General features: G+C 50.9%; 15 protein-coding genes. 11 read left to right on the top strand and 4 right to left on the bottom strand.

The window, feature by feature from the left end:
- Positions 1-28: 28 nt before the first annotated feature.
- Both SPICO_RS06455 and SPICO_RS06450 read right to left on the bottom strand, forming a co-directional pair.
- Entirely contained in the window at positions 29-1,006 is a 978-nt protein-coding gene (locus SPICO_RS06455; RefSeq protein ID WP_013739865.1) for a sugar phosphate isomerase/epimerase family protein, read from the bottom strand.
- Positions 1,003-2,055: a LacI family DNA-binding transcriptional regulator gene (locus SPICO_RS06450; RefSeq protein ID WP_013739864.1), complete on the bottom strand. Its 1,053-nt coding sequence runs from the start codon at positions 2,053-2,055 to the stop codon at positions 1,003-1,005. Before SPICO_RS06450 ends, SPICO_RS06455 begins: the two co-directional genes overlap by 4 nt.
- Positions 2,056-2,268: 213 nt before the next feature.
- Here SPICO_RS06450 and SPICO_RS06445 point away from each other — a divergent pair, with 213 nt between their 5' ends.
- The 7 genes from SPICO_RS06445 to SPICO_RS06410 all read left to right on the top strand — a co-directional run bounded on the left by SPICO_RS06445 (position 2,269) and on the right by SPICO_RS06410 (position 11,071).
- Positions 2,269-3,273 carry an autoinducer 2 ABC transporter substrate-binding protein gene (locus tag SPICO_RS06445; RefSeq protein WP_013739863.1) on the top strand — a complete coding sequence of 335 codons (1,005 nt, stop codon included), beginning with the start codon at positions 2,269-2,271 and terminating at the stop codon, positions 3,271-3,273.
- A gap of 92 nt (positions 3,274-3,365) precedes the next feature.
- Positions 3,366-4,853 (top strand): sugar ABC transporter ATP-binding protein, encoded by a 1,488-nt coding sequence (locus SPICO_RS06440; RefSeq protein ID WP_013739862.1) that lies wholly within the window; start codon positions 3,366-3,368, stop codon positions 4,851-4,853.
- 16 nt (positions 4,854-4,869) lie between these two features.
- Positions 4,870-5,907, top strand: coding sequence for an ABC transporter permease (locus tag SPICO_RS06435; RefSeq protein ID WP_013739861.1), 1,038 nt, complete (start codon positions 4,870-4,872; stop codon positions 5,905-5,907).
- Positions 5,904-6,959, top strand: a complete 1,056-nt coding sequence (locus tag SPICO_RS06430; RefSeq protein ID WP_013739860.1) for an ABC transporter permease — start codon at positions 5,904-5,906, stop codon at positions 6,957-6,959. Before SPICO_RS06435 ends, SPICO_RS06430 begins: the two co-directional genes overlap by 4 nt.
- Positions 6,960-7,146: 187 nt before the next feature.
- Positions 7,147-8,031 (top strand): ribokinase, encoded by an 885-nt coding sequence (locus tag SPICO_RS06425; RefSeq protein ID WP_013739859.1) that lies wholly within the window; start codon positions 7,147-7,149, stop codon positions 8,029-8,031.
- Positions 8,032-8,216: 185 nt separating this feature from the next.
- On the top strand, positions 8,217-9,236 hold the full coding sequence (gene rfbB, locus SPICO_RS06415; RefSeq protein WP_013739858.1) for a dTDP-glucose 4,6-dehydratase: 1,020 nt from the start codon (positions 8,217-8,219) through the stop codon (positions 9,234-9,236).
- A 329-nt stretch (positions 9,237-9,565) separates the two neighbouring features.
- Positions 9,566-11,071 carry a DUF1538 domain-containing protein gene (locus SPICO_RS06410; RefSeq protein WP_013739857.1) on the top strand — a complete coding sequence of 502 codons (1,506 nt, stop codon included), beginning with the start codon at positions 9,566-9,568 and terminating at the stop codon, positions 11,069-11,071.
- A 123-nt stretch (positions 11,072-11,194) separates the two neighbouring features.
- On the opposite strand, the gene SPICO_RS09860 is transcribed toward SPICO_RS06410, so the two are convergent.
- Positions 11,195-13,336, bottom strand: coding sequence for an RCC1 domain-containing protein (locus tag SPICO_RS09860; RefSeq protein ID WP_013739856.1), 2,142 nt, complete (start codon positions 13,334-13,336; stop codon positions 11,195-11,197).
- A 344-nt stretch (positions 13,337-13,680) separates the two neighbouring features.
- Positions 13,681-13,818, bottom strand: a complete 138-nt coding sequence (locus tag SPICO_RS10295; protein WP_174260337.1) for a hypothetical protein — start codon at positions 13,816-13,818, stop codon at positions 13,681-13,683.
- Between the two features lie 257 nt (positions 13,819-14,075).
- Between SPICO_RS10295 and SPICO_RS06400 the strand changes: the two genes are divergently transcribed.
- The 4 genes from SPICO_RS06400 (at position 14,076) to SPICO_RS06385 (ending at position 18,877) form a co-directional block, all read left to right on the top strand.
- The gene (locus tag SPICO_RS06400) at positions 14,076-15,020 is read left to right on the top strand and encodes a hypothetical protein (protein ID WP_013739855.1); all 945 of its coding nucleotides are present in this window, start codon (positions 14,076-14,078) and stop codon (positions 15,018-15,020) included.
- A gap of 192 nt (positions 15,021-15,212) precedes the next feature.
- Positions 15,213-15,995, top strand: a complete 783-nt coding sequence (locus SPICO_RS06395; RefSeq protein WP_013739854.1) for an exopolysaccharide biosynthesis polyprenyl glycosylphosphotransferase — start codon at positions 15,213-15,215, stop codon at positions 15,993-15,995.
- A gap of 52 nt (positions 15,996-16,047) precedes the next feature.
- Complete coding sequence (locus tag SPICO_RS06390) at positions 16,048-17,787, top strand: hypothetical protein (RefSeq protein ID WP_013739853.1); 1,740 nt, start codon at positions 16,048-16,050, stop codon at positions 17,785-17,787.
- A 100-nt stretch (positions 17,788-17,887) separates the two neighbouring features.
- Entirely contained in the window at positions 17,888-18,877 is a 990-nt protein-coding gene (locus SPICO_RS06385; RefSeq protein WP_013739852.1) for an aldo/keto reductase, read from the top strand.
- The last annotated feature ends 182 nt before the right edge of the window (positions 18,878-19,059 follow it).

Genomic DNA, 19,059 nt, shown 5'->3' with positions numbered 1-19,059 from the left:
TCTGTTTCCGTCGGCAGGGATTGCAGTTTTACTTATAGAAAGTTTCCCGCAACCACTTCTGGGTCTCGACTGCGTTGCCCCTTGTAACCAGGCTCCTCAGTTCATCCATGACCTTGGGAGAGTCGAGATGTTTTTCAATCATCTGCAAGAAAAGGACGCTCTCCTCGACCGCGCGTTTGCCGTCTTCCCGGTAAGGATACTGATCCATGGACAACCAACCGTCATAACCGGTTTCCTTAAGCCAGAATAGCGTTTCCACATATGTCGGGAAATGAACGGAACCCACAATCATGTCATCGTCCCAGCCTCCATAATTGTCGTTGAAATGCATATGGAACAACTTTTTTCCGTACTCCTGTAAGATGACGACAGATTCCCCGACGTTCTCTCCCGCCGCATACCCGTGTCCGGTGTCTATGCAGACGCCGACATTGTCCATGCCGGTTCTTTGGGCAAGCAGGAGCGTATCCGCCGCACGAGCCATGAAACTGAAATTCCGCGGCTCTTTTGGCTTATACTCAAGCGCAAAACGGATATCTGGCGCACTCTTGGCCAGCGTAGTGATGTTTTCTTCAAGCCAACGGCGTTCCTGAATCAGGTCTGATTGCAGGATGTAATCATAGCCGTCCTGTCCCGGCCAGATGTTCAATGTCCCGCATTTCAAGATACGGGCTGTCTCGACGCATTCGTAAAGATACTCCATGGCCTGTGCGCGGATAGCCGGATCCTTCGCGGAAATGGAGCCTTTCCCCCAGCGGCGCTGGGCAAACAGGTCGGGAATGATTGACACGCATTCCAGGCCGTATTTCGAGAGCAGGTCACCCATCTCATTGACATTGTCCTTGTTTACATCCCACGTACCGACCAATTCCAGACCTTTTACTCCATTAATCTCAGAAGCCTGTCTGATCAGGGTTTCCTTGGGGGGGATTTCCTTGTAGCCGGATGAGAGGAACCTGTCGCATGTATTGCCCAGGTTTCCCAGTATGACAGAATACTTATTCATAAAGACACCTCCGTTTTGTCATTTTTATTCCTGTTTTTGACACTCTGCCGCGTAATCAGGGTACCCCTGAGCATGAAGCAGCACTTTTCTGCTGGAGTCTTCATCTTGATTCTGTCCATGATGAACCGGGCGGCCAGGCGTCCTATTTCCTTGGTGGGAACCTTTATGGTCGTGAGGGAAGGATCCATCATGGATGCCATGGGCAGATTGTCAAAGCCAACGATGGAAATGTCCTGCGGGACATTGATACCCGACTCCTTCAATGCCTTGATTACGCCGAAAGCCGCGACATCGTTGAAGCAGAAGATGGCCTGGGGAAGATTCCCCACAGACTGTGTGATGTAGGAGAGCATGTCCTGGTATGCTCCGTCAAAACCAGGAGAAATGCTGAAGACTGAACGAGAGTCTTGACGTAGTCCGAAGTGTTTCAGCGCGGACTGGAAGCCCTGTTCACGGAGCAGGATATTTCCCGTAGCTTCACGGGAACGTGCCATGCGTATGTCCGTGTGTCCGGTGTCTTTCAAATGCCGGACAATCTGGAAGACAGCTTCAATATTCGCCATTGTGATGAAATCAGCCCCGATTGAATCGAAGTTCGTATCCAGTATGAGATAGGGAACCTGTATGCCCTCAAGGGCAAGGATGTCACTTTCATCCAGTTCCGTGCCAAGGATGATCAATCCTGTCGGATATCTTTCGTTCACCTCTCCGACAAAAGCCTGGATAGATGTGTGGGGATGCAGGCGGAGTTCGAAGGAATAGCCATGTTCCTCGACAGCTCGGTTGATGGCGGTAATATAATCCATGATGAAGATATTCTGGTCTTTGTTCAGGATCAGTCCATGCTTCTTGATTTGTGAGAACATGATTACTTTCCCCTGGTTCGACAGGGGGCCTTGGCGTTTGCATGGAGCCAGATAGTTCATTTCACGGGCAATCTGCTGGATGACTGCACGCTTTTCCTGTCCAACGCCTTTCTGGTTGTTCAGAGCCAGTGAAACAGTAGCTTTTGATACGCCGGCTTTTTCTGCAATTTCTTTTATTCCCATGATACATCAGGATATCCGCGACTCCGGGAGTTGTCAAACAGTTTAGTAAAATTTAGTTTAACGTGGAAAAAATAGGTGTAAATCAATATGTTTTCAGCAGGAAAGGGCTGATATATTTGTGGTTAATTGAATTTTAGTGAAAAATCAATAAAAAGTTTGACGGATGGGAAATGCTGGGATAAAGTTTTACCAACAATGGAAAGGAGGAAATCCATGAAGAAAATTTTTGTTCTCATTCTTCTGGTCGTTTTGGCAGCTTCCCTGGTGTGTGCTGGTGGGCAGAAGGATTCCAAGGCGGGGTATGAAATTGTCGTTGTTCCCAAGGATGCCTCGAACCCTTGGTTCGTTCGGATGAAGGCGGGTGTCGATGAGTATGCAAAGGCTACTGGTCTTAATGTTTATCAGAAGGGAACCGCGCAGATTGACGCTACGCTCCAGGCTCAATTGGTGCAGGACCTCATAGCTCAAGGCGTTGATGCCTTGTGCGTCGTTCCGGTAGACCTTGAGTCAATCGAACTTGTCCTGGCGCAAGCACGCGCCGCGGGCATTGTGGTGATAACCCATGAAGGCGCCGCGTTGGAAAATGTTGACTATGACATTGAAGCTTTCTCCAATGCTGGCTACGGGGCATTCATCATGGATAACCTGGCCGAAGCCATGGGAGGGGAAGGGCTTTATACTACCATGGTCGCGTCCCTGACCAATGGCTCCCATAACGAATGGGCGGACGCTGGTGTGGCGCATCAGAAGGCTACGTATCCTCGCATGCGGCTCCTGGAAGCGGAGAAACGCGTTGAATCAAACGACAACGGAGATGTCGCGTACAATGTAGCCAAGGAACTTTTCAAGAAATATCCTGATCTCAAGGGTATCATGGGAACATCTTCCTACGATGCTCCGGGCGTTGCGCGTGCCATTGAGGAACTCGGTCTGATTGGCAAGGTTTTCACTTCCGGAACCGGTATGCCGCTTGACAACGCCGCGCTTCTTGAAAGCAAAGTCGTCCAGTCCCTGACTTTGTGGGATCCCGCTTTGGCAGGCAAGGCCATGATTGCCCTTGCGGTCAAGGTTCTGGACGGTGAGACAATCAAAGCTCCTGTTGACTTGGGCGTGGAAGGGTATACTGCCCTGCGCTTCAAGCCAGGCAGCCCAAAGGTTCTTGAAGGAGAAGGTTGGGTTGTCATCAACGCGGAGAATGTCCGGTCTTATGGTTTCTAGGTTTATCCTGACGGAAATTTGATTATAATGCCCTGCATGTGCGACGCAGGGCATTCATTATGGTGATGACCGGAAGGAGAGGGAGAGGGGGAATGGAAAACAGTTTGCTGAAAACCGTGGGCATCTACAAGTCCTTTGTCGGCGTCCATGCTTTGAAAAATGTGTCCTTTGACATAAAGCCGGGGGAAATACATTGTCTGGCGGGAGAGAACGGAAGCGGTAAATCCACGCTGATCAAGGTCATTTCCGGTGTCTATGGACCGGATGGCGGACACATGGAGATTGGGGGACGGACATATGAGAGGCTGACGCCCATCGAGGCCATCAAGAATGGGATTCAAGTGATTTACCAGGATTTTTCCATCTTCCCCAATCTCACAGTCATGGAAAATCTGGCTTTCAACACACAGGTGGCGGAACAGAAGCGTTTGGTCAACTGGAAATGGATGCGGCAGATTGCGCGGGAATCAATCGACCGGATCAATTTCGACATTGACTTGGATGCCATTGTCGGTAGTCTTTCGGTAGCTCAGAAGCAGATGATTGCCATTAGCAGGGCATTGATGTTCAATACGAAGCTCATCATCATGGACGAGCCTACGACTGCCTTGACAAGGAAAGAGGTGCAGAAACTGTTCAGCCTCATATTGAGGCTTCAGGAGCAGGGAATAGCCATTCTTTTTGTCAGCCACAAACTGAATGAAGTGTTCGAAATTTCGGAAAACTTTTCCATCCTGCGCAATGGGGAGATGGTCGCCCAGGGCAGTACGAATGACCTGGACGCGGCAAAGTTCTCTTATTACATGACGGGTCGGGAATTTGAGGCCGAAAGGTTCCATCCTGGCACGCTTTCTCCATTCCCGGTTTTTGAGGTACGCAATGTCTCATCAGGCGGTTTCTTCCATGATGTATCGCTGGAATTACGGAAAGGGGAGATACTTGGGATAACCGGATTGCTTGACTCAGGACGCTCCGAGCTTGCGCTGTCCATGTTCGGCTTGCTTCCCATTGACAGCGGGGAGTTCCTGATGCATGGCGAACCAGTTGCGTTGAAGAATCCCCGTGATGCCATAACCCGGAAGATTGGCTATGTGCCGGAAGATAGGCTGAGTGAAGGACTTTTCCTGCCGAGAAGCATAGGTGACAACATAGTCATAGCGGAAATTGACCGGCTGATTTCCACGGTTGGCGGAACCCTTGATGCTGAAAAGCGTCAGGATGAAGTCACGCGTTGGGTCAAGGAGCTGAGCATTGCCACTCCGAACCCGGACAATGCTTGCCAGACTTTATCAGGAGGAAACCAGCAGAAGGTTGTTCTGGCGAAATGGCTGGCATGTAACTTGGATGTCCTTATACTCAACGGGCCGACCGTGGGTGTAGATATTGGCTCGAAACATGACATCCATGCGATATTGCAGAAACTTGCCCGACAGGGATTGGCTTTGATTATCATTTCTGATGATTTGCCGGAAGTCCTTGAGAACTGTTCCCGTGTTGTCATCATGAAGTCGGGAAAGGTCGTCGCTGATATTGACGCAGCCGATGCTGATGAACAGAAAATTCTTTCCTACATGATGTAGTGCGATGGAGGCGGATGTGAACAAAACCATACAGACCACGCTCAAGCGGATGTCAGGCCGCAACGAGCCTTATATTTTCCTTATCCTGATACTGCTCAGCATTCTGATTCAGGTTCGTTCCGGGCAGTTCTTTTCATCGAACAATCTGGTTGACATAGCTTCTGCCCTGATTGTGCCGGGACTCTTTGCGGTCGCCACTTTCATGGTGATTGTTTCCGGTGGCATTGACGTTTCGTTCCCGGCTCTCGCGTCTTTGTCAGTCTATGCCATCACCAAGATGTTCCTTGACATTGGCTACCAAGGGAACGTCTTACTGCCATTGGCCTGCGCCGTGTTCCTGGGGGCGCTTCTTGGTGCTTTCAACGGACTTTTCGTTGGCTATTTCGGTCTTCCGGCCATGATTGTGACCTTGGGATCATCAAGCGTTTTCCGGGGCATCATGCAAGGAGCCTTGAATTCCCGGCAGTTGACCATGATTCCCGAACCCATGCGCATCTTTGGTACAACGCCCCTGTTCATTGCACGCAATCCAGTATCAGGATTGACGTCACGCCTTCCGTTGCCATTCATGATTTTGGTCGTGGTTGCCGTCCTGGTGTTTCTCATGATGCGGTTCACCATGTTCGGGCGCGGGATCTATGCCATAGGAGGCAGCGAGGTCAGTGCCCATCGAGCTGGATTCCACGTGAAGCGAACCAAGTTCTTGCTTTATGTGTTTGCCGGAATCATTGCAAGCCTGGCCGGGTTTGCCCGCGTCACCATGATGCAACAGGCTCATCCCACCAACATGCTGGGGATGGAAATGAACATCATTGCTGGCGTCGTGCTTGGCGGGACGGCAATCACTGGTGGACGGGGAACCCTTCTCGGTTGTTTCCTGGGTACTCTGTTAATAGTCATCGTGGAGAATTCATTAATTCTCATTGGTGTTCCCACGTCTTGGAAAAGCGTCTTCACCGGCCTTCTAATCATTATAGGAACCGGAGTCAGCGCCTATCAAGGGATGCTCATGGGTAAGAAGCGGGGTATCGGGACAAAGGAGGTACGGTCATGATGCAAGGAACAGGCATTGTTTCCTGGATGGGTAGGCTCCATGCCAAAGATCGCCATATCTCCAGGCTTGTCATCTTCACCGTGCTGTGGATGCTTTTCATGGCAATCACACGTTTCAACCGTTTCTATACTGTGTTGAACTTCCAGACAATGGCTTCCCAGTTCCCGGAGTTCGGAATCATGTCCCTGGGAGTCATGCTTTGCATGATTTCAGGGGGCATCGACCTATCAGCGGTGAGCATAGCTAATTTCTCATCAATCCTCATGGCAAGGGTGTTGTTGTCCCTGACGACGGAAACAGGGCTTCTTCCCATCTATGCCATTCCCCTGGTGCTTGTCCTTGCCGCGTTGGTCGGCGCGGCGTGGGGTATTTTCAACGGTATCCTGGTGTCGAAGTTCAAGATACCGCCCATTCTCGCAACAATGGGAACAGGAGAACTGGTACGTGGTCTGTGTGTGGCTATGACCAATGGGAACGCCGTGAGTCGTTTTTCCCGTATCTATGCGCAAACCATCACTGGCCGGTTGTTTGGTCTTGTCCCGGTTCAGCTTGTTTTCTTTATGGTGATGGTCGTACTGGTGTGGGTACTTCTTTCCAAGACAGTGTTCGGAACCAAGCTGTACATGTTAGGAACCAGCACGACCGCGGCAGAATACAGCGGTCTGAAGGTGGATACCCTTCTGATTAAGACGTACATGCTGTCGGGACTCTGTGCAGCCATTGGTGGTATGATCATGCTGGCAAATTACAATTCCGCCCGTGCGGACTATGGTACGGTCTATACTTTGCAGTGCATTCTTATCGTCGTCCTGGGGGGTGTCAGCCCTAATGGCGGCAAAGGCAGGATAGGAGGGGTCGTATTGGCCATCATCCTTCTGAGGATGCTGGAGACAGGAATCAACAGGTTCCCGAACATCAGCAGCTATTACATCCTGTTGATTTGGGGTGGGGTTCTGATTTCTGTCATGGTGTTGAATCATTTCACTGAGAGTTCTACGACACGTATGTTCAAGAAGGCGCTCAAAGTGGGACGGCACAAAGATTCTCGTTGAGCATGGCATGGATGCCAGATAGTGGTTCTCATTGCGCTCCTGCCGCATTTACTGAATGCACATTTACTGAATGGCAAGGATTCGGTAAACTATGGCAGCAGGCTCTGAAGCAGCTTGTTTCACAAACTCACTGGGTCAGATGCCCGCAGATATTCCGGTAGCTTGTACGGGAAATAGGGAGATGTTCATGAAAGTCTTGAATTTCGGCTCATTGAACATAGACAAGGTCTATGCCGTTCCCCATATCGTAGTTCCCGGTGAAACTATTTCTTCTACCGGATATTCCCAAGGTGCCGGAGGAAAGGGGGCCAATCAAAGTACCGCCATGGCCAAGGCTGGCTTGAATGTGTTCCATGCCGGAAAGATTGGCTCTGACGGACTGTGGCTCATCGATACGCTGTCTTCTTATGGCGTGGATACCTCCCTGATCATGCGGGACGGCAGTGTCACTGGCCAGGCAATCATCCAGGTCGCGGCTGACGGACAGAACTCAATTGTGCTTTTCCCTGGAGCGAACCATGAGATTACCACGAATGAAATTGATGACGTCCTCAGCCATTTTGGTTCGGGCGACCTGCTGGTTCTACAGAATGAGATACTCAATCTCGGATATGTGATAGAGGAAGCCAAGAAACGTGAAATGATGGTTTGCTTCAATGCCGCTCCCTATGGTGACAATGTACACGCATTGCCTCTGTGTAAACTTGACTTCCTTGTCGTCAATGAGATTGAAGGAGCGGGGATAGCCGGACTGATGCCCGGCGGTGAATTTCCGGTGCTTGCGCGTCATCTTGCCCGTCTGTATCCACAGACGGAGATAGTACTCACCGTTGGAGCCGCCGGAGCCTATTACGCTTTCCGGGACGAGCTGTTCCACGCTCCCATCATTGACGCGCCCGTGGTCGATACCACAGGAGCGGGGGATACTTTCCTTGGCTATTTCCTGGCTTCACGTCTCAAGGGTATGGACATGTCCCAGTCACTCCACATGGCTTCCGTAGCCTCTGCCTTGTCAGTATCCCGTGCAGGCGCGGGAGTCTCCATCCCCTATGCATGGGAAGTGTTCGGATAGGCGGATAAGCAACAGGGAGCGTCGCATCCATGCAGCTATCGCGGACATCCTCCATCAGCATTCCTCACGCTATATCCATCTTGCTTTCTCATCCTTGCTTTCTTGGCATTGCTATGGGAAAATAGCGGAAAGAACGGTATTCCTGCGTATTATCCATATACTTTCCATAAAAAAGAGGCAGTGACATGAAACTGTTGGTGACGGGCGGGGCGGGATTCATTGGGGGGAACTTCATCCACCATTATATGGGAAGGCATCCACAAGACATGATTGTGTGCCTGGACAAGCTGACTTATGCGGGAAACATGGAAACCCTTGCGTCGGTGTGGAACAACCGCAACTTCCGCTTCGTCAAGGGAGACATTGCCGACCAGCCTTTCATCATGTCCCTATTCCAGCATGAGAACTTTGACATGGTGGTCAACTTTGCGGCAGAGAGTCACGTAGACCGCTCTATCCTTGATCCGGGCATCTTCCTACAGACCAACGTGATGGGGACAGGAGTATTATTGGATGCTTCCCGCGCGTGGGGGGTGAAGCGGTTCCACCAGGTATCAACTGACGAGGTGTATGGCGACCTGCCTCTTGATCGGCCTGAGCTGCTTTTTACCGAGGAGACGCCGTTGCATGCTTCAAGTCCGTATTCAGCGTCCAAGGCGGCGGCGGACTTGCTGGTTCTTGCTTATCACCGTACATATGGGTTGCCGGTGACCATCAGCCGATGTTCAAACAACTATGGGCCGTACCATTTCCCGGAAAAGCTCATTCCTCTGGTCATTGTCAACGCATTGAACGACAAAGAACTACCCGTCTATGGAACGGGGGAAAATGTGCGTGACTGGTTGTACGTGGAGGATCACTGCCGGGCGATTGACGTGGTGCTGCATGAGGGACGGGAAGGCGAGGTGTACAACATTGGGGGGCGCAACGAGAGGACGAACCTTGAGGTGGTGAAGGAGATTGTGAAGGTGCTGGGCAAGCCGGAGAGCCTGATTACATTCGTCGCGGATCGGAAGGGACATGACAAGCGGTATGCGATTGATCCGTCCAAGATGGAGAGGGAACTGGGGTGGAAGCCAGAGACGAACTTTGAGCAAGGCATCCAGAGAACCATAGTGTGGTATCTGGAGAACCGTCCTTGGTGGGAGAATATACTCACTGGCGAGTATCAAGAGTATTATGCACGGATGTATGCGGCACGGTAGGAGACCGGAGGTCGCTGAGCCTGATTTCCAGATTTACGGATTTTCCCTTGCATATGTGCGCTCGTTGATTCTTACACTCACACATAGTCCTCGGAAGTTTTCGTAAGTTTTTTTCATGTGCATCCATAACTTTCTTGCTCACATCAAAAACCACGGCTTATAATGTACAGAATGGCGTAACTTCCAGAAAGTAATAGACCGCGCAAAGCTCGCTTGCAAAAACAGTGGATTCAATGTGATTGACCATTTTGTTGAGGCCGATAAAATGGTTGGGATGGGGCGCGGCGCAATAAAATGGATGATGCGAATGACATGAGAGGAGGTTGGCGATGCGCGATGTATTGACTGAAAAATTTACCGAATCCTTCCTTGCTGTCGTCCCCATAGGCATCATCGTGACAATCCTCCATTTCACCCTGACGCCCCTGCCTGGTTTGACCCTTCCTGTCATGCTTGCAGGTATGGTTCTTCTATTCTTGGGCATGGTTCTTTTTTCCATAGGCGTGGAGATATCCATGCTCCCCATAGGCCAACATGTAGGAGCCACGCTCATTTCGTCACGTAGCATGCCCTTGATCATCGGCGTCCTTTTCGTCTTTGGGTTTGTCGCAACAATGGCCGAACCCGATCTTTCCGTATTTGCGGATCAAGTCGCTTCCATTCCCAAGCTATCGTTGCTGGCTGGCATCAGCGTAGGAATAGGGGCGTTCCTTGTCATTGCCGTGTTGAGGGTAATCTTCCACTGGCGTCTTGGCCACGTCCTCACCATAGGGTATGCGACGGCATTCATCATAGCATTCTTCTCCCGTGACTATCTGGCGGTGGCAGTGGACGCATCGGCAATCACAACTGGTCCTGTGACAGTACCATTCCTTCTTGCCATAGGCAGCGGCTTCGCAGCCGTGTCCCATGAAAAAGGTTCGGAGGAGGACAACTTCGGCATCAGTGCCATCTGTTCGGTGGGAGCCATCATCTCCGTAGTCATACTGAGCATGTTCTTCGGTTCATCGGCAGAGACTTCCTACGGTGTCCAAAGTTTCAACGAGTTGGGCAGTGTGGCTGATGTCGTGGGGATGTTCACCCGGAGCATGGGGCATTCTTTTTTGGAAGTCCTCAACATCCTTGCTCCCATACTTGTCGTGTTCCTGCTTTTCCATTTCATCAAGCTGAGGCTTTCAAAGCGAGAACTGGGCAGGATATTCGTTGGTCTTGGATACCTGCTCGTAGGCATGACGCTTTTCCTTGCTGGAGTAAACAGTGGTTTCCTTCCGGCGGCCACCATGCTGGGGGAGGAGTTGGGGCGTCTCCCTACTTCATGGATCTTAATTCCCATTTCACTGGTCATAGGGGCTTGCGTGGTACTGGCTGAACCAACCGTCTATGTGCTGGTGCATAGGGTGAGGGACATTACCAGCGGTACCATCCCCAAAGCTGTGCTTCTTGCTGCCATGGCTCTGGGGGTCGGTATAGCGATGTCCCTGTCCATCATGCGTATCATCTATGATATTTCCATCTGGTGGATTCTGCTTCCTGGCTATACGCTGAGTTTGGGACTTACGTTCTTTGCTCCCGGCATGTTTGTCGGAATCGGGTTTGACGCGGGAGAGGTGGTCACGGGCGCCATGAGCGCGGCTTTCGTCATTCCTCTTGCCATTGGCGTGGCGTCGGTCATCCCCGGACGGAACATAGTGGAGGATGCCTTTGGCATCGCCGGAGTCCTGACCATGATACCGCCGACCATCCTCCAGAGCGTCGGCCTCATCTACAGCCACAAGCTCAAGCGGCGCAAGGAGAGTTTGGCTGAACGGGCAGAGAAGGAAGGCCGGAAGGTTTGAACGAGGCCGTCCCACGAGGAACGGTCATGATGCCTGGGGCGGAAATCAAACAAAACTTCATATGAAGCTGACTGAAAGTCAACGCAACCGAAGGTGCATTGTGGAGGTCACACTTCAGAGTATCTAAAAAATTACCTGCACGGGCGTGTTCCTGTTGGTTCCCGAACCGCTGTCACTTAGACCCAGTTGACCATTGCTGTTGAATCCAGTCGCCCAGAGCGTGCCGTCCTTCTTCAGGATCATCGTGTAATAATCTCCGGAGGAGACAGCCGCGACATCAGTCATGAAGTCGTTGTCAGCGGTACTAGCCTTGACCTGTACGGGAGTAGTTTTCTCGGTCGTAGTGCCGTCACCCAGTTGACCATAGTTGTTCCGTCCAGTCGCCCAGAGCGTGCCGTCCTTTTTTAAAATCATCGTGTGCTCATTTCCGACGGAGACAGCCGCGACATTAGGCATGACCTGCACGGGCGTGCTTGTTCTATAGGTGGACTCAGCGCCGAGACCCAGTTGACCAGAATAGTTGTCTCCAGTCGCCCAGAGCGTGCCGTTCTTCTTCAGAATCATCGAGTGAGCATCTCCGGCGGAGACGGCCGCGACATCAGTCATGAGTACGGAACCATTGATAGAATTCCAGACTTGTACGGGCGTTTTTATGGAGTTATTATCACCGACACCCAGTTGACCAAACAGGTTGAATCCAGTCGCCCAGAGCGTGCCGTCCTTCTTCAGAATCATCGTGTAATCTATTCCGGTAGAGACGGCCGCGACATTAGTCATGAAGTCGTTGGGAGCGGTACTGGCCTTGACTTGCACGGGAGTCGTTCTGTCGGTCGTAGTGCCGTCACCCAGTTCACCAGAGAAGTTGGTTCCAGTCGCCCAGAGCGTGCCGTCCTTCTTCAAGATCATCGTATGGTGATTTCCGGCGGAGACAGCCGCGACACCAGTCATGAAGTCGTCGGGATCGATACTGGCCTTGACCGGCACGGGAGTCGTTCTGTCGGTCGTAGTGCCGTCACCCAGTTGACCATTAGAGTTTTCTCCAATCGCCCAGAGCGTGCCGTCCTTCTTCAGGATCATCGTATGGGTGGTTCCGGCAGAGACGGCCTTGACATCAGTCATGACCTGCACGGGAATGGTTTTGTCGATTGTAGTGCCGTCACACAGTTGTCCAAAACCGTTGTATCCAGTCGCCCAGAGCGTGCCGTCCGTCTTCAGAATCATCGTATGGAGCTGTCCGGCGGAGACTGACTTGACTCCCACCTTGACAGCAGGTGCGTTTATGCCGTCACTTTCATCCCACTCTCTAATCTCAATCTGGATGGCGGCAACGGCGACTTCTTCATCAGACGTATTGAGCGTCATATTGTAGACATGCTGCTTGCCTTTGTCGAAGTGAATCAGGTGCTTGTCTTCGTCAGCTACGGAATCCGCTGCCCATGTGTATGTATCAGAGTCCAGGGTAAATTCCAGTTTCAAAGCATCCAGCAGAACCTCTGAGTGAACCACAGGTATCAGTACCGCTTCAAACCTGCGCTTGCCTGCATCCTGCTCCGCTTGACTGAGGGTGTGGGAGAGGTTCTTCATGATGATTCCCTCAACGGAACTTGTGACTGACAAGGCTCCGGTATCCAGGTTGAACGTGCCTTGCGTGCTTGTGCCTTCGACCATAGCAGAAAGTACGCCACCCGTGATGGCGTCCGCATCGACAGTCGTGCTGGGAGAGATGTTGACAATCAGGCGGGAGAACATATGGTCAAGCTTCAGATGCACCGTCGAGGTATTGTTCTGTACATTGTCGGTGCGTCCCCACAGGAAGTCAGCCGTCCCGGTCATCTGTTCCGAGGAACTCCGGTTGATGTCTATGGGTATGGCCGTAGGGTCAGAGATGTTTTCATCATAGGGATAGTAGGCGATGAAGTCAAAGAATGGTGCGGGATTCGTACTAAGGTCGTCCCACTTCAAGGGGTTGGAGGCGTCAACAGGGGAGAAGCCGGAAGTCTGGAAGGCCGTGTCAGCTGTGTATGCTTGGTTGGCACGCCCCGTGGTGGCAGAAGCTGTCAGGGCATCATGAGCTACCATGTAGATGCCGACTTTATCATTGGTTTGCCATTCGGAGTCTGCCATGGCCTTGCGCCCTATTTCCGTGGAGAAGCGCACTGCATTGGTATTTGAAACATTCAGCTTGTTGTCGCATGAAATGAAGGTGATAAGAAGCATCAGGATGGTCGTAAGAACTATAAAGACTGGTCTGCTAAATTTGTTCATACGCAGTTCTCTCTCTCTCTCTCTCTCTCATTCATTGTCATTGCTTTTTCCTTTTCCGTGAAGAAGATGACATGCAAGCTTACGTATATGGTAGTAATTAATTAAGCAGTATAAACGTGGTGATAGCAGAAAGCTATTACCCAAAGGTATGATTTTGCATAAAAAGCAGAGAAAACCATATAATACTTTCGGGTTATTTGGTGATTTTAGATGTTAATAGTGGTTGTTGATTCGTTTTTAAGCGTGTAAAACGTAAGGAAACGAAAGCTATGGGGAAAGGGTAAAGCTGCAAGACTTGCTTTAAGATCGCTCCCTGTTCCGCTGTTCGGGAAAAACCAGAAACTTTATTCAATGTGCCTGATTGTCTCCCATGCCCGGTTGTATTCCTGTAGGTAGTCTCCTGGGGCGGACTTCTGTTCGTAGCCAATCATGACCTTAGTTGTGTAGAAGGACACTGACACATTCCTTGTCTTTTTGGACATGGATTTCTTTATATGATATATTAATCTCTGCTGTTGATAATCATTACGTGACACAACCGCAATATTATGATGAAATATGTAAAGGACGTAGCTTCCCTATGGTTCTTCGGGGGATTTGGCACGGATGCTCCGTGTGCGTTGGTTCCCTGACATTGGACTTTTAAACCGGAACGCGGTCTCCACGCAAATGCTGGATTCCGCCATCTTGGGAGAATCATTGTGATTCGGGTGGGCATGCCGCCCAGAAGGAATGAAAAATGAGTGCTATTCGAACAAAGACAATCGTTCTCGCCCTCGTGCTCCTTGTCGTTGGTACGGCTTTGGCTTTTGCCTCATCGCCTCTTGCCTATACGTACACATGGCGTTGGGTGATCAATGATCCTGAAGTCACATCCTTCCGCTACCAGCTTGACACCATGGATGGAGAATGGACTGTCGTGGATGCTTCCGTCACATCATTTTCCATTGATTCCGATGTGGGGCAGAGACGTTTCTACCTTGAACAGAGTTATGACGGCGTCATCTGGAGTGATGTCGCCTGGAAGGACTTAGGCGTTCCCGGACCTGTGGAACTGCTTCCTGCGGCGATCGTGCCTGTCACCGAACCTGTCGCTGTTGGGCAACTAAACCTCCGCCGCTTCATTGTGAAACTGTCGCTTGGCGCCCAGTATGCGGTTAAAGACGGCTCGATCTATAACACTTACGATGCGAACGGAATTTACTTTGACCGCCTGCAACCTCTTGCTACCTTTGGGCTGGTCGTTGATAACCTGATTCGGTTTGGCAACACTCCTTGGGGGCTTGGGCTGGATGTGAGCGCTGTCTATGCTCCCTATCTCTATGCCGCCGGTTCTTCCAATCCTACGGGAAGCGTGTCCACGGGAGGCTCCGACTGGAGCAAGATTGAATGGGCGCGCTTTGCTCATGTCGTTGGTTTCACTGTGGCTCCCAAAGTGAATGTTGCGCTGTCCAAGACAATGCATCTTTCCGTTTTCGGGGGGATATGGACATCATTCCCGACGAAAGATGATGTGGAGGCAGGATGGAATTATAACCCTGATGTTTTTGGCTGGACGGCGGGGCTTGGCTGGAGATGGGATATTTCCAAGAAAATCAGCCTGAGCCTTGATGCTTCATGGAACGCCCTTCCTGAATACCGACACAATGCGGCGGGACGGCTGGGCGTTGGATATATGTTCTAAGGATTCGCGGACAGGCGCGGTATGACATAGTTCAGCGTGCATCCACCATGCATCACGCGGAAGCTCTGTTTTCCTTATGGGAGAGCGGGCTTCCGTTTTTTTATGTGTGGGATGCCTTGACACCCCTGTCTTCCTTCCATACTTTACCAAAGTGCCTACATAGTACTTACTACAGTGAGCAAGAGAGGATTCATGTCCAGATACAGGGACTATCTGCGGTTTAGCATCAGGATATGCGCGGACAGACGTGACATCATAATCAACCAGGCAAGCAATCTGTTGGAACAGAGGAGCGTATTCCTGCCATCATTGCCAGGCTTATACATTGGCAACAAGATTGTGGATTTCCACTGGTTGCCGGAACTCTACCCGAACCACACCGAACAGGGATTGCTCAAGCGAGCGATAAAACGTGGCTTCGATTTCATTGCGTCACTATGCGCTGTCATTGTCCTGTCGCCGTTGTTGGGCTTCATCGCCCTGCTGGTGAAACTATCTTCTCCGGGAAAGGTTCTCTACCGACAGCAGCGTGTCACGGGGAAAGGTCGGGTGTTCACCATGTACAAGTTTCGTTCGATGCGTTCTGATATGCCGGAGAATGGTGATGCGCACTGGACAAAAAAGGGAGACCCGCGCATCACGCCCATCGGGGCTTTCCTCCGCAAGACAAGTATTGATGAATTACCTCAGCTTTTCAATGTGATAGGAGGCTCGATGAGTCTTATCGGGCCGCGTCCGGAACGGTCTGAGCTGGTCGCCAGGTTCGAGAAGGAAATTCCCGGTTATCGGCTGCGGTACAACATGAAGGCCGGTATTTCTGGCTGGGCGCAGGTTAATGGCTGGCGTGGCGATACATCGCTTGAGCGCAGGATAGAATGTGACTTATATTACATCAAGAACTGGGGACTGTTTTTCGATGTGAAGATTATACTCCTTACATTCTTCCGCGGGTTCCTGAACAAGAATGCATATTAGGCGGGGCATTTTGGGTTGTGCTTGTACGCGTGTACTGTAAAGGTGAGACATAATGGTGGATCGAAAGCTGCGGCTATGTGTGCTTCTGATAGGATTGCTTGTGGCCGTACCGCTTTTTCCCACGGACATGAAATCCTTCATCGTCATAGGATATTCAATATCTGAATATTCCTTCGCTGTTACTGGGAAAACGAAAGAGGAGTCTCTCCGACATGATGTCGTTCCTCCCGTGGAGCCTGTCTACGATACACAGGACGCGCTCATTATGGCTTTGGATGGAAAACGCCAGGCATTGTTGAACCGACGGCTTTTCAATTCTGTTTCCTACAGTCATGCTCTCACGGAAATCGTAGACAGCATAGCGTATTACGGTGTGCTGTTCACCGTTGGAGATGCGTCATCGTTCTTTGTCCTGCCATATCCCAAGTACAGCACGGATGATGGCATCCGCTTTGGCGTCAAGGGCAGTGAAAAGAATCTGTTCGGTACGTATTCCCAGTTCAATTTCGTGGTGAACACAACCCAGACGGCAGGTCGGGACAAGGACACGTTTTGGGATTGGAGCAGGAGAGAGGACTTTTTCCAGATTGATTTTGACAACCTCCAGCTTGGGTCTGCTATCGTAGACATGGATACGGAGTTTTCAGGACGGTTGTTCAGTCATGGGGAGTATAAGCTCGATGTCAATGTGAAGGAGATTCCCTTTTTCGGGGCAACGTTGCGATTCAATCCTTCAATTAAGGGAACACGGGAGGATGACAGCTCGTGGACTGTGTCCGAATACAAGCTGATTACTGATTTGGGGACGCTCATGATAGGGGGATCCCGTCATTCTTGGTACAATGAAATCATCCTGACCGGACAGACCAGTGATGCTATCGCTGCAATTACGACCATCCGTCGGCATGATTTGTCAGTCCTTTCTCATCCTATTGCTTTTTCTTTGACCTGGGACGCAGCCGCTGACCTGCGCGATTCAGACGGTAATCGTGACTTCATCCCGACTCGCGTCAAAGTCGGTCCTGACGTGGGAACGGAGTTCTCTTTGCCCCTGGGATTCCGCTGGTCAACGAACATTGCCTCACGACTGAACATCCCCCGGAAAGATGCTCTTGCATATTGGATGACCATTTCTTTTTCCAACACTCTTTCCCGCTCGGACATCAACTGGCATGACGATTTTCGTACCGGCAGTACCCTGAAACTGAGGTTTGACATGGACTGGTTCATGATACCGGAGCCGGAGCTGATGAATCCGCTTGATTCCCGGAAAGCCGGATGGACTGCCGAAGCTCAGTTCACATGGTTTCCTTTTGCGACCAAAGTGTTCAATCCTTCCCTGAGAATCGTAGGGCATTATTCGGATACGGCAAGAAAACTGTTGCCTCTTGAAAACGAGGATATCACGATTGCGGATAATATGCGTGGAATCTTGGAATCGAATTCTACTGTCAGAACGTCGGGAAATGACCGCACGTTTGCGCTGATAGGAAACTTCAATTTTACTACCCGTTTCATCACTCTGGAGAGCTTCATCAAGACATATGTGTCACCGTTCATTGATGTGGGCATCTTCAGCAACATGGATGCTTTTTCAATGAAGACCGAGGATTATGACTGGCTGGGCACTATAGGAGTTGAGGGAATAGGCATCCTTTCCAAATTCCCAAGTTTTCCAATCCGTGCTTCGTTGGGGGTGAACCTTAAGGATATCATTGATTATGCCAAGGGCATCAAGTCCGCTTCTGGCATTGAGCATGAGATTTTCATCGGGATGGATTTTTTCTTCTGATACAATGTTCGGCCGATGTTCAGTTCGGGAATCCGCATGTGTTTTATCTCTTTCTCACTGTCGCGTGCCATGTTATCCTGTTGTGCAGAAGGAGGACGCAATGAGTCATACAGCAAGAGAAACCAGATATGACGGCATGGTGTACCGCCGGTGCGGGGACAGCGGACTACAGCTCCCTGCAATCTCCCTGGGGCTGTGGCATAACTTTGGGTACAGTGCTTCATATGAGAAAGGAAAAGAGATGGTTCTGGGAGCCTTCGACCTTGGCATTACCCATTTCGACCTTGCCAACAACTATGGCCCGCCTCCCGGCAGCGCGGAAGATAATTTTGGGAGGATTCTCTCTCAAGACTTGAAAGCGTATCGTGATGAACTGGTCATTTCAACCAAGGCAGGTTACCGCATGTGGCCGGGGCCATACGGGGAATGGGGAAGCCGGAAGTACCTGCTTTCCAGCCTTGACCAGAGCTTGAAACGCATGGGTTTGGACTACGTGGACATTTTCTATCATCATCGTCCCGACCATGATACTCCGCTTGATGAAACCCTTGATGCGTTGGCTCACGCCGTACATAGCGGCAAGGCTTTGTATGTGGGCATCTCCAATTATGGTCCTGATGATACCCGCAGGGCTATTTCCGGTCTTCGGGAGAGAGGAATCCGACCATTGATACATCAGATGCGTTATTCCATGCTTGCGCGGGAAAACGAGTACGTCCTGGACGTGCTGGAAGAAGAAGGAGTGGGAGGCATCGCTTTCTCTCCGCTGGCGCAGGGGTTGCTCACCGGCAAATACCTTGGTGGTATCCCTGCCGGAAGCCGGGCGGACGGGAACAGCGTTTTTCTCACTCCGGAAAAAGTGGCGATCACCGATGCGCGGAAAATTGATCTCCTTTCATCCTTTGCGCTGACCCGTGGGCAGAGTCTGACCCATCTGGCTCTTTCGTGGGCGCTGCGTAGGCCGGGCATGTGCAGTCTCATTGTGGGGGCAAGCAGTTTGGCTCAAGTGAAGGACAACCTGGAAGCCTTGAAGAATCTTGACTTTGGCAATGACGAACTGGAAAGGATTGAGAAGATACTGGCGGGATAATCCGGGACGTAAGGCAAATCTCACTCTCTTGCGAGGATTCCGCTTTTTTCATCATACAGCAAGGCATACGTTGCTTTTTCAGACTTATCCAGAAACAATGTCCGAATCGGGTCATGCGTTTTGTTACTGTTTGCCGTGTGTGAAAACGGTTCCTCTGGGCTTACTATTGAGAAAATAAAAAG

It is taken from the genome of Parasphaerochaeta coccoides DSM 17374, assembly GCF_000208385.1.
GTDB classification, from domain to species: Bacteria; Spirochaetota; Spirochaetia; order Sphaerochaetales; family Sphaerochaetaceae; genus Parasphaerochaeta; species Parasphaerochaeta coccoides.
This window is presented reverse-complemented; position numbering and strand designations above follow the sequence as displayed.